The following is an 11,936-nucleotide window of genomic DNA, read 5'->3' as shown; positions in this document are numbered from 1 at the left end:
CACTTTCGCCACGAGGAGTTTTCATGACGCAGACCATCGAGCCGGTCGACATCACCCGCACGCACACCCCGCAGGAACGGGTCGACGCCTGGCTGGCGAAGTTCGAGGAGGCACTGGTCGCACGCGATGTTCCTCGTGTTGCCGGCATGTTCGCCGTCAGCAGCTTCTGGCGTGACCTCGTCACCTTCACCTGGAATCTCAAGACGGTGGAGGGCCGGGACGGCGTTTCCGACATGCTCTCCGAGCGGCTCGACGACACCGATCCGACGGGCTTTCACACCACCGAGACTCCCGATGAAGCGGACGGCGTCGTCTCGGCGTGGATCGCGTTCGAGACCGCAACCAGCCGCGGCAAAGGCCACCTGCGCCTGACCGTCGACGCCGACACCGGCGACGACGTGGCCTGGACTCTGCTGACCACGATGCAGGAGCTCAAGGGGCACGAGGAGCGTCAGGGCAAGTCGCGCATCAAGGGCGCTGTGCACGGCTCGAATGCCGATACCCAGAACTGGGCGGAGAAGAAGGAGATCGAAGAGAAGGAACTCGGCTACAGCGTGCAGCCGTACGCCCTCGTCGTCGGCGGCGGCCAGGGCGGCATCGCTCTCGGTGCGCGGTTCCGACAGCTCGGCGTGCCTGCGATCGTCGTCGACCGTGCAGAGCGCCCCGGCGACCAGTGGCGCGGGCGCTACAAGTCGCTGTGCCTGCACGACCCGGTCTGGTACGACCATCTCCCGTACCTACCGTTCCCGCCGAACTGGCCGGTGTTCGCGCCGAAGGACAAGATCGGTGACTGGCTCGAGATGTACACCAAGGTCATGGAAGTGCCGTACTGGAGCAAGACCACGGCGAAGTCCGCCACCTACGACGAGGTGGCGAAGGAATGGACGGTCGTCGTCGATCGTGACGGCGAAGAAGTGATCCTGCGGCCCAAGCAGCTGGTGATGGCCACCGGAATGTCCGGCAAGAAGAACGTGCCGAATTTCCCCGGCATGGACGAATTCGAGGGCGAGCAGCACCATTCCAGCGAACACCCCGGTCCCGACGCCTATGTCGGCAAGCGCGTCGTGGTGGTGGGTTCCAACAACTCCGCGCACGACATCTGCAAGGCGCTGTACGAGACGGGCGTCGATGTGACGATGCTGCAGCGCTCGTCGACGCACATCGTCAAGTCCGATTCGCTCTGCGAGATCGCGCTCGGTGATCTGTACTCCGAGCGAGCCGTCGAGTCCGGGATGACCACGGGCAAAGCCGATCTCACGTTCGCATCGTTGCCCTACCGGATCATGCACGAGTTCCAGATTCCGGTGTACCAGCAGATCGCGGAGCAGGACAAGGACTTCTACGATCGGCTGGAGAAGGCCGGCTTCCAACTCGACTTCGGTGACGACGGTTCGGGACTGTTCATGAAGTACCTGCGTCGCGGCTCTGGCTACTACATCGACGTCGGCGCATCCGAGCTGGTGGCGGACGGCAAGATCAAACTCGTTGCCGGGCAGGTGGATCGGATCAGCAAGACCGGCGTCGTGCTCGACGGCGGCACCGAGCTACCGGCGGATCTCATCGTCTACGCCACCGGCTACGGCTCGATGAACGGCTGGGTCGCCGACCTGATCGATCAGGAGACCGCGGACAAGGTCGGCAAGTGCTGGGGCCTCGGCTCGAACACCACCAAGGATCCCGGTCCATGGGAGGGCGAGCAGCGCAACATGTGGAAGCCGACGCAGCAGGAGAATTTCTGGTTCCACGGCGGCAATCTGCATCAGTCACGGCACTATTCGCTCTACCTGGCCCTGCAGATCAAGGCACGCTACGAGGGCATCGACACCCCGGTCTACGGGCTGCAGGAAGTGCATCACCTGAGCTGACCCATGTGCGCGGAAACTCGTAGCAGAGTACGAGGTTCGGAGCGGAGCCTGCGGAACGACCGCAGGCTCCGCGCGCACGTGCGGCGCAGCCGCTCAGGTGCTCAGGTGCTCAGGCGCTCAGGTGCTCAGCGCACCCCGTCCCACACCGCGCGTGTTGCCGACCTGGGATCGAGGGCGACGCCGGGCTCGTTGCCGAACATCATCACCGCGCGGTCGGTGCCGTACCGGTCCCAGCCGGGAGAGCTGTCGCGCACGAAGTCGACCCAGGCACGGTGCATCTGATCGGCAACCTGCTGCGGCGGGTTCGGGCCGGTGATGCGGGCGGTCTCGGGCTTGTGCAGCATGTCGAACACGAACGGGATCTCCAGCGCATGGCAGGCTCCGAGAGCTCCGTCGAACAGCGACGAACGCCAGGTGAATTCGTAGACGAAGGCGTCGCCGGAGCGAGCCTCGACCAGACGCGTGGCCGGAATACGGAAGAACCAGTCGGTCATGACGGCGATCATCAGCTCACCCGCCGAGGCGTCGGGCAGCTGTTCGCGGTACCGGTCCAGCGCGGACGGGTCGGCCCGGTACCCGGCGAGGACCATCTTCACGTAGTCCTCGGTGAGGTGCGGGACGAGTCCGGCCGGCACGATGAAGAACGCGTGTTCTTCGCTGGTGGTTCCGATCAACACGTCCACCTGTGCGCTCGCACCATCGCTGATCCTCGAAAAAGGCAGTGCAGGAACCACATCGCCGTCGATGTACGGCTCGAAGGCCATCACGTTCAGGGCCAGCTCACCCCACGCTCCGGTCGGGGCCTCGGCGGTGATCCGATCGGACAGTTCGCGTTGGGCGTCCACCAACGCATCCACCGGTACCGAACCGAGGCCGTCGATCGAGGCCTCGACGCCGAGCCCGGAGGCCAACGCCGCGGAGACCTTCGCCGCGGTCTCGGCGGTGATGACGTGGTGACCCCCTCCGCTCTGCAGAATTGCCCGCTGGAAGAGTCCCTCGGCACGGGGCATCGACATCAGAGTGCCGACGCTCATCGCGCCCGCGGACTCCCCCGCGATGGTCACCTGCGCCGGGTCGCCGCCGTAGGAGGCGATGTGGTCGCGGACCCATTCGAGAGCTGCGACCTGGTCCAGCATCCCGCGGTTGGCCGGTGCACCGTCGATCAGCGCGAAGCCGTCGACTCCGAGTCGGTAGTTGATCACCACGGCCACGACACCGTCGCGCGCGAACGCGGAACCGTCGTACGTGGGAATGGCGTTGCTGCCGTTGACGAATGCGCCGCCGTGGATCCAGACGAACACCGGTGCCGATCCACTGACGTCGGGGGTGAAGACGTTGACGTTCAGGCAGTCGTCACCGGGCACCACCGGCTCGCTGAGGATCTCACTGGTCGGTGGCCGGTATCCCACCTTGGGGACGGTGGCCCCGAAGTCGAGGGCGTCGCGCACTCCGTCCCACGTGGGCGGCGGCGACGGAGCCTGGAAGCGGCGGGGTCCGAACGGGGCCTCGGCGTACGGAACTCCGAGGAACGAGGTGATGCCTGCGCCGGTCCGACCGCGAACCTGGCCCTGAGGTGTATCGACGGTGATCATGTCCATACCTCCTTATTACCCTGTTCGGATCGGACCGACTCGGGCAGGCGGTCAGACCAGACGTGCTTCCGGCGAGCCCGTCTTGCTCGCGTCCCGCTCGACGGAATCACCGAGGGCGTCGTCGATCTTCGCGAGCACGTCGGCGTCGAGGGTCACCTCGGAGGCCTTGATGTTCTCGGCGATCTGCTCGGGGCGCGAGGCTCCGACCAGCGCTGCCGCGATGTTGTCGTTGGCCAGTACCCACGCAACGGCCAACTGCGCCATGGTGATTCCCAGATCGTCCGCGATGGGCTTCAACTGCTGCACCCGGGTGAGCGTCTGGTCGTCGAGGTACCGCGCGATCATCTTGTCGCCGCCCTTGTCGTCCTTGGCGCGCGAGCCGTCGGGCAGTGGTTGACCGGGGAGATACTTTCCGGTGAGCACACCCTGGGCGATGGGCGACCAGACGATCTGCGAGATGCCCAGTTCCTTCGAAGTCGGGATCACCTGATCCTCGATGACGCGCCACAGCGCCGAGTACTGCGGCTGATTCGAGATGATCGAGAAGCCGTTCTGACGGGCGAGTTCCTGCCCGGCGCGCAGTTGATCGGCGGTCCATTCGGAGACGCCGATGTAGAGCGCCTTGCCCTGGCGGACGACATCACCGAACGCGGCGATGGTCTCCTCGAGCGGGGTCTCGACGTCGTAGCGATGCGCCTGGTAGAGGTCCACGTAGTCGGTGCCGAGTCGACGCAGCGACGCGTCGATGCCTTCGAGGATGTGCTTGCGCGAGAGTCCGGTGTCGTTGGGGCCCTTGGGCCCGACGGGGAAGTAGACCTTGGTGAAGATCTCCAGCGATTCTCGACGCTCCCCTTTCAACGCGTCCCCGAGCACCGTCTCGGCGGCTCCGTTGGCGTAGACGTCGGCGGTGTCGAAGGTGGTGATGCCGGCATCGAGGGCCGCGCGTACGCACTGGGTGGCGATGTCGTTCTCCACCTGCGATCCGTGGGTCAACCAGTTGCCGTAGGTGATCTCCGAAATCTTCAGTCCGCTGTTTCCGAGGTATCTGTAAGCCATGAAGAAAACGGTACTCCGATGACTTTGCCCTCCGCTGGTGGTCTACTCGGGTATGACACTTCGGGTACACAATCTGTCGGTCTCGCTCGACGGCTTCGCCGCCGGTCCTGATCAGAGCCAGGACAACCCCATGGGCGTCGACGGCATGGCGCTGCACCAGTGGGTGTTCGCCGACCGCTCCGACACAGAAGACCCTGACACCGATCAGCGGATGCTCGATCTCGGCACCGAGAACATCGGCGCAACCATCATGGGCCGCAACATGTTCGGTCCGGTCCGCGGCGAGTGGCCGGACTACAGCTGGCGCGGCTGGTGGGGTGAGGAGCCGCCGTACCACCACCCGGTGTTCGTCCTGACCCATCACCCACGGCCGCCACTGGAGATGGTCGGCACCACGTTCCACTTCACCGACGATCCCATCGAAACGGTGCTCGATCGTGCCCACGAGGCGGCGTCGGGCAAGGACGTGCGCCTCGGCGGCGGGGCATCGACGGTGCGGCAGTACTTGAAGGCAGGGCTCGTCGATCACCTACATCTTGCGGTCTCGCCGGTGATTCTCGGAGCTGGGGAACCGATCTACGACGGCTGGGACCCCACGACGATGGAGCGGACCGAGGTAGCGGGATCGGACCAGGTCCTCCACGTCGTCTACCGCCGAGCCCGGTAGCGGTTCAGAGCCCACATCCCGACGCCTGCGAGCACGACCGTTGCCGATGCACCACCCGTGGAGAGCCACTTTTCGGGCCAGGACGTGTCCGTCAGTGCGGAGGTCAACGGCGTGTACGCCGTCCATCCGTACGTGACGACCATCGGCACCGTGATCGCCACCGGTATGGCAAGGCCGAGGGTCGACGGCGTCGGGGCGGCAGGCGTGCACGCGACGTACAGGTAGGCCGCGGCGGCCGGAAAGACGATCAGGCTCGCGACGTAGTGCACGTTGTCCAGCGGCGGGCTATCGAACAGTGCCGTCACGCAGACCACTGCCAGAACTGCAACGCCGATCAGCGCACGCCCCCAACGCAATCCGAGCGCAGTACCGGCCGCCACCGAGACTGCAATGACGGCTACGAGTCCGAGTGTCCACACTCCGTCCGAGACACTGATACCCACACCCGAGGTCGTGGTCGAGGTGAGCAACACGGCCGTTCCGGCGAGGACCATGACGCCGCTACGGCCCGGTAGCAGAGCAGCGGCTGCGAACAATACGAGTACGACGAAAAGGCCGTAGTACCAGCGGCCGCCGAACCCGTACTCGCTCTGGAACATGCTGAACACGAACGCCACATTCAGCAGCAGCCCACCGATCGTCACCAGCAGTACCGCCGCGACTGTGCGGATATCGCGCTCGGTCGCCGGGCTTTCGCCCTGGTTTTCGTTGCGCGCTGCCCACGCCACTGCCACCACCACGAGCACGCACAGCACCGGAACGACCACCGGTGTGCCCATATCGGATTCGGTGAGGTAGTCGGCGTAGCGCCGGGGAACAGCGGGGTAGTGCAATGCCTCGACCGCGCCGGCGGACAGCAGGCCGAGAAGGAAGGACCCGATCAGTAGCGCCTGATGAACTCGTCTCCGATTCGCCTGTACTGCACTGCATCCCAACAGGACTCCGCCTGCCACCACCTCGGCGGAGTCGGACGAGAACAGCAGTACCGAGCCCCCGATGACAACAGCAGCGGCGATGGACAGTCCGGCCAGCACGCTGCGCCGACGAACGACCATCGCCGTACCCGACGCAAGAATCAGCGCGACCGCAACTCCCACGCCGCCACTGGAGAACAGCAGCCCGCCGAACCTGGTGTCGCCGAAGATGTCGATCCCGCCGGACTGCATCGACAATCCGGCCAGCAATCCGGTCAGAAGTACCCCGAGCGCAACCATGCCCGAATTATGCACTGCCCCCGCGATAGTCCCGTGATGCCGCGAGGATCTTCTCCAGGGTTGCCGCGAACGCCTGCAGTTCGCTTTCTCCCACAGCGGATCCCACTGCATCGGACCACGCATGTTGCGCATCCCGCAGCTCGGCCACGGTGTCGCGCCCCTTGGGGGTCGGCTCCAGCAGCTTTGCCCGCTTGTGGTTCGGGTTGTCGACGTACACGGCCCAACCTTTGTCCACCAACAGATTTGCCGTCCGCTGCACACTCTGCCGTGCCAACCCCAGCCCGACGCGTCGCGCGATGTCGGCAACCGAAAGCGGCTCGTCCAGGGTGGCTCCCAGGACCTGCCACCACGCCGGAGTCAGACCCGTCGGCTCGGTGATGTCGTGTGCGGCGGCGAGAAATTCACCGTTGAGCTCGAAGACGGGCAACACCAGGGCTGTGAGCGCATCACCCTCCGGAGTGCGCTGGCTCATGCGCCCGCCAGCTGGTCGTAGTACTTGCGTTCCCCCGTCGTGTACAGGCCGTACCAGGCATCGACCACGGGTTGGGGAAACACGTTCAACCGCTCGAACACGAGCTTCGCGAACTCCAACGGGCTCACGCCGCCTGCGGTGATCACGGTGCCGTCGGACACTGCTTTCTCGTCGCGGTAGTGCTCCGCTCCACGATATTCGGTTGCCTGCGTGAGGAACTCGGCGGCATTCGAGGTATGCGGCCGGTCGTCGAGCAGTCCGGCCCGGGCCACCCCCAATGTTGCCCCGCAGATCGCCGCGACCGGAGTGCCCGCCGCAACGAGTTCGACTGCGAACCTCAGCACCGCATCGTGACCGGAGTCCCAGCTGGGCGCGCCGGGCAGAATCAACGCATCGAGAGTGGGAAGCCCGGCGAGCGCAACGTCGGGAGTGATGCGCAATCCGCCCATCGTCGTGACGGCCTCCCCCGTCTCCGATGCGATGATCAGCCGGTTGGCGTCCGGGTCCTGCTCGCGGGCCATGGCCAGACCTGCGGTGAGGTATCCGTATTCCCAGTCGGCCATGGTGTCGGTGGCGTACAGAGCGATCGTTGTCATGTCGAGCCTCCAGAATTTGACAGTGTGCTGTCATTTTGCGCTCATGACAGTGCACTGTCAATGCATCACTGCCCGATCGGACAGGTTCTGTCGAAACGCGCGTCGAACCGGGCAGTCGGCGCTACCGTCACAGCACGACCAAGCGCCGGCCAACGGAGGTACGCGCGATGCTCAGCGGTGCAGACAAGCTCCGAGATTCCATCGCCAAGTCCTGGCAACGGTCGGCGCAGAGCGGTCTCGCACCAGCGGACACCCTGGAGCAGGCGAGTCTTCGTGACGTCGATCGTCGCAGCCGCCTCCTCGCCGCGGCAAACCCCATCCTCGATCGGATGGAGAGTGTGCTCGACGGCTCCGGGTACTGCGTCCTGCTCGCGGATCGCGATGCCCGGCTGGTCGATCTCCGTTTCGGCACCCATTCGCTACGAGATGCCGTGTCCTCGGTCGGCGCGGTCGTCGGCCGGTCGTTCACCGAACAGGCTTCGGGAACCAATTCGATCTCGACGACCTTCGAGATGCGCGCACCCTGTGCCGTGCGTGCCGAGGAGCACTACATCGAGTCGATGAAGACCTTCAGTTGCTACGGCCACCCCCTGATCCACCCCGTCACACGCCGCATCGAGGGCGTCCTCGACATCACCTTCCTGGCCTCCGGTGACAACCCGCTACTCGAACCGATGCTCGTCCATGCCGCACAGGACATTCAGGGCAGGCTCCTCGAAGAGACCCGCTCCGGTGAACATCGACTGTTCCAGGCATTTCAGTACGCGTCTTCGCAGCGTCGCGGTGCGCCGGTCATCGCGATCGCCGACGAAATTCTGCTCGAAAACACCAGCGCTGCAGCAATGATCGATTCAGTCGATCATTCCGCACTGCGCGCGCTCACAGACGATTCGATCCGGCGCAGTGGCGTCGTACACGATGTGAGCCTCAATTCCGGACTGCACGCAACCGTGCGCTGGGAGCGTCCGGTATCGGCCGCTGGAATCGTCATCGAGATCGATCCTCACGACACCGCGCGCACCCCACTTCCCACTCCGAGAATCCGAAAGCCGTTGTGTGTCATCGGCGAACCCGGAACCGGAAAGTCGACCACCCTCGCCCGACTGACAGCAACGACGTCACCGCACTGGTTCGACGCCGCAGATCTGGTGACGACGACCCCGGCCGAGTGGTTGACAGCCGTCGAGCATCAGGTCGAGGCTGCACACGATGTGGTGATCAAGAACGTGCACTTCCTCCCGGGTCCGGTGGCGAGCCGGTTGCATTCGACTCTGTCGTCCGCCCGCGGGTGGTACGCGTTGTCGAGCTCGACCACCGACTCGGCCGAACTCGAACACCGCCAACTCCTGTCACTGTGCGCCGACACCATCGAGCTGGCCCCCTTGCGTTCTCGCCGACACGAAATCCCGGACCTGGTCCGCGCCATCATGGCCGAGCTCGAATCCCGCGCGCACTTCACGCCTGCGGCGTTGTCGGCGCTGATCGACTACGACTGGCCGGGCAACATCGGCGAACTCCGAGCCGAGGTCACCGAGGCCGCATCGCGTAGGTCCGTCGGAGACATCACCGAACGAGAACTGGTCAGACCGCGCAAGAACGCGTCGACGACTCGGATGAGCACGCTCGACACCGCGATGCGCGACGCCATCGTGCACGAGTTGGCGCGGCAGGGCGGCAACAAACGCACGACGGCGGAGAGCCTGGGAATCAGTCGGACCACCCTGTACAAGCGGATGCGCGAGTTCGGCATCCTCGGCTGAGGTTGTCCACTTTCTGAACACTCGACATCCGTGATCGGGGTCACACTCGTATGCATGGATGCACACACGACAACACGAGAGCAGCTCGACGCACCGTCGCTCTTCATCGGCGGCGAGTGGGTGGAACCCAGCTCGTCCGCCCGCATCGAAGTCCGTTCGGCAAGTAGCGAAGAACGCATCGGATCGGTACCCGAGGCACAGGAAGCCGACGTCGATGCGGCGGTGGCTGCTGCCCGCCGCGCATTCGAGGACCCCAGCGGTTGGAGTCGGTGGGAGCCTTCGAAGCGCGCCGACGCGATCGATCGACTCGCCGACGAGTACGAGAAGCGAGGCGACCAGCTCGCCCGACTCGTGGCGGCACAGAACGGCATGCCGATCTCCATTGCGGAGCAACTCGAAGGCGGCTTCCCGGTCGCCGTGATGCGGTATTTCTCGGGTCTCGCGCGAACCGCGCAGTTCGAGGAATCTCACCCCCACCTGATGGGCGGGATGACAACGGTTCGACGCGAGCCGATCGGCGTCGTCGGCGCCATCGCACCGTGGAATTTCCCGCAGACTCTGGCCGCGTTCAAGTACGCACCGGCCCTCGCAGCCGGCTGCACCGTCGTGCTCAAGCCGTCTCCCGAGACGGTGCTCGACTCGGTTGTGTTGGCGGAGGCCATCATTGCCGCTGGGTTGCCGCCCGGCGTCATCAACATCGTTCCCGGTGGCCGTGAGATCGGTGCCCATCTGGTCTCGCATCGAGGCATCGACAAGGTCGCGTTCACCGGCTCCACCGCAGCCGGGCGGTCCATCGCCGAAACATGTGGCCGCCTGTTGCGCCCGGTGACTCTCGAACTGGGCGGAAAGTCGGCGTCGATCATCCTCGACGACGCGAATCTCGATCTCGCCGAGATCGGCGAGAACCTCTTCGGTGCAACGTTTCTCAACAACGGTCAGACGTGCTTCCTCGGCACCCGAGTCCTCGCGCCGCGCTCCCGCTACGACGAGGTCGTCGGCATGATGGAGGCGTTCGCGAACTCTCTGGCCGTCGGCGACGCGCTCGACCCGGCCACCCAGATCGGGCCGATGGCCACTGAGCGCCAACGGGATCGCGTCGAGGGGTACATCGCCAAAGGCAGCGGCGACGGTGCTCGGCTCGTCACCGGCGGCGGTCGGCCCGCGGACCTCGATCGCGGCTGGTTCGTTCAACCGACGATCTTCGCCGACGTCGACAACAACCACACCATCGCGCAGGAAGAGATCTTCGGGCCCGTCCTGTCGATCATCCCGTACGGCGACGAAGCCGAGGCGATCAGCATCGCCAACGACTCTGATTTCGGACTCGGTGGATCAGTCTGGACCGCCGACGACGAGCGAGGTTTCAACGTGGCCAAACGAATTCACACCGGAACGATCGGCATCAACCACTACATGGTGGATCCCTCGTCCCCGTTCGGCGGGGTCAAGGACAGCGGAATCGGGCGCGAGCTGGGGCCCGACGCCATCGGAAATTTCCAGCACGTCAAATCCATCTACCGCTGAATCGAACTCAGGAGAATCTCTGTGAAGACCAAAGCAGCAGTACTGTTCGAGCCGCACAAGCCGTTCGAGATCATCGAACTCGAGATGGACGGCCCCGGCCCCGGTGAAGTCCTGATCAAGTATGTCGCAGCAGGACTGTGTCATTCGGATCTACATCTGCTCGACGGCGACCTGCCACCACGCTTTCCCATCGTCGGCGGCCACGAGGGTTCCGGCATCATCGAGGAAGTCGGTCCCGGCGTAACCAAGGTCAAGCCAGGCGATCATGTCGTCTGTTCCTTCATCCCGAACTGCGGCACCTGCCGCTACTGTTCCACCGGGCGACAGAACCTGTGCGACATGGGCGCAACGATCCTCGAGGGCTGCATGCCCGACGGCACGTTCCGTCGCCGTGACAGCAAGGGCACCGAATTCGGAGCGATGTGCATGCTCGGTACCTTCTCCGAGCGCGCCACCATCTCCCAGCACTCCGTCGTCAAGATCGACGACTGGTTGCCCTTGGAGACAGCAGTTCTCGTGGGCTGCGGCGTTCCGTCCGGATGGGGTACCGCCGTGTACGCGGGCGGTGTACGCGCAGGCGACTCGGTGATCATCTACGGCATCGGCGGCCTCGGCATCAATGCCGTTCAGGGAGCTGTACATTCGGGCGCGAAGCATGTGCTCGTCGTGGATCCGCTCGAGTTCAAGCGCAACCAGGCACTGAAGTTCGGCGCAACTCACGCGTTCGCGGATGCCGCGTCGGCCCAGGAGAAGTTGACCGAACTCACGTGGGGCCAGGGAGCAGACCAGGCTCTGATTCTGGTCGGAACCGTCGACGAGGAGGTCGTGCAGGCCGCGACCGCGGCAATCGGCAAGGGCGGCACCGTCGTCATCACCGGCCTCGCAGACCCCGAGAAGCTGACGGTGCACGTGTCCGGCACGGATCTGACGTTGAATCAGAAGACGATCAAGGGCACGCTCTTCGGGTCCGCGAACCCGCAGTACGACATCGTGCGCTTGCTACGCCTGTACGACGCCGGGCAACTCAAGCTCGACGAGCTGATCACCTCGACCTACTCCCTCGAACAGGTCAACGAGGGCTACCAGGACCTGCGCGACGGCAAGAACATGCGCGGGGTGATTCATTTCTGAAACACGCTGCGGCAGTGGTGCGGTCGAGTGCGCTGGATGGCACTCGACCGCATCGTTGC

The 11,936-nt window shown here is 64.9% G+C and carries 10 protein-coding genes; 5 read left to right on the top strand and 5 right to left on the bottom strand.

Annotated features, from left to right (window positions below; genetic code table 11):
* Window positions 1-23: 23 nt before the first annotated feature.
* The gene (locus CH271_RS02080; RefSeq protein WP_094632438.1) at window positions 24-1,865 is read left to right on the top strand and encodes a flavin-containing monooxygenase; all 1,842 of its coding nucleotides are present in this window, start codon (window positions 24-26) and stop codon (window positions 1,863-1,865) included.
* A gap of 125 nt (window positions 1,866-1,990) precedes the next feature.
* Here CH271_RS02080 and CH271_RS02075 read toward each other — a convergent pair whose 3' ends face one another.
* A complete protein-coding gene (locus CH271_RS02075) occupies window positions 1,991-3,463 on the bottom strand; it encodes a carboxylesterase/lipase family protein (protein WP_094632436.1) in 1,473 nt (490 codons plus the stop codon).
* Between the two features lie 45 nt (window positions 3,464-3,508).
* Window positions 3,509-4,513 (bottom strand): aldo/keto reductase family protein, encoded by a 1,005-nt coding sequence (locus CH271_RS02070; protein WP_037194955.1) that lies wholly within the window; start codon window positions 4,511-4,513, stop codon window positions 3,509-3,511.
* 52 nt (window positions 4,514-4,565) lie between these two features.
* On the opposite strand from CH271_RS02070, the gene CH271_RS02065 reads away from it, so the two are divergent.
* Complete coding sequence (locus CH271_RS02065; protein WP_094632732.1) at window positions 4,566-5,180, top strand: dihydrofolate reductase family protein; 615 nt, start codon at window positions 4,566-4,568, stop codon at window positions 5,178-5,180.
* Here the strand turns inward: CH271_RS02065 and CH271_RS02060 are convergent.
* Genes CH271_RS02060 through CH271_RS02050 form a run of 3 tightly spaced genes read right to left on the bottom strand, consistent with a single transcriptional unit; the run spans window position 5,162 to window position 7,462 of the window.
* On the bottom strand, window positions 5,162-6,394 hold the full coding sequence (locus tag CH271_RS02060) for a hypothetical protein (protein ID WP_094632434.1): 1,233 nt from the start codon (window positions 6,392-6,394) through the stop codon (window positions 5,162-5,164). The two genes, CH271_RS02065 and CH271_RS02060, sit on opposite strands and share 19 nt — an antisense overlap.
* 7 nt (window positions 6,395-6,401) lie before the next feature.
* The gene (locus tag CH271_RS02055; protein ID WP_094632432.1) at window positions 6,402-6,866 is read right to left on the bottom strand and encodes a MarR family winged helix-turn-helix transcriptional regulator; all 465 of its coding nucleotides are present in this window, start codon (window positions 6,864-6,866) and stop codon (window positions 6,402-6,404) included.
* Window positions 6,863-7,462: a DJ-1/PfpI family protein gene (locus CH271_RS02050; protein ID WP_094632430.1), complete on the bottom strand. Its 600-nt coding sequence runs from the start codon at window positions 7,460-7,462 to the stop codon at window positions 6,863-6,865. Before CH271_RS02050 ends, CH271_RS02055 begins: the two co-directional genes overlap by 4 nt.
* Window positions 7,463-7,629: 167 nt before the next feature.
* Between CH271_RS02050 and CH271_RS02045 the strand changes: the two genes are divergently transcribed.
* Genes CH271_RS02045 through CH271_RS02035 form a run of 3 tightly spaced genes read left to right on the top strand, consistent with a single transcriptional unit; the run spans window position 7,630 to window position 11,877 of the window.
* Window positions 7,630-9,222, top strand: a complete 1,593-nt coding sequence (locus CH271_RS02045; RefSeq protein ID WP_094632428.1) for a sigma-54-dependent Fis family transcriptional regulator — start codon at window positions 7,630-7,632, stop codon at window positions 9,220-9,222.
* Window positions 9,223-9,276: 54 nt separating this feature from the next.
* Entirely contained in the window at window positions 9,277-10,746 is a 1,470-nt protein-coding gene (locus tag CH271_RS02040) for an aldehyde dehydrogenase (protein WP_094632426.1), read from the top strand.
* Window positions 10,747-10,767: 21 nt separating this feature from the next.
* Entirely contained in the window at window positions 10,768-11,877 is a 1,110-nt protein-coding gene (locus CH271_RS02035; protein WP_037194945.1) for an NDMA-dependent alcohol dehydrogenase, read from the top strand.
* Window positions 11,878-11,936: the final 59 nt, after the last annotated feature.

The sequence above is a fragment of the Rhodococcus sp. 05-340-2 genome (assembly GCF_002258915.1).
Taxonomy (GTDB): domain Bacteria; phylum Actinomycetota; class Actinomycetes; order Mycobacteriales; family Mycobacteriaceae; genus Rhodococcoides.
Note: the sequence above shows the minus strand (reverse complement) of the source record. Positions and strands in the feature narration are given on the sequence as shown.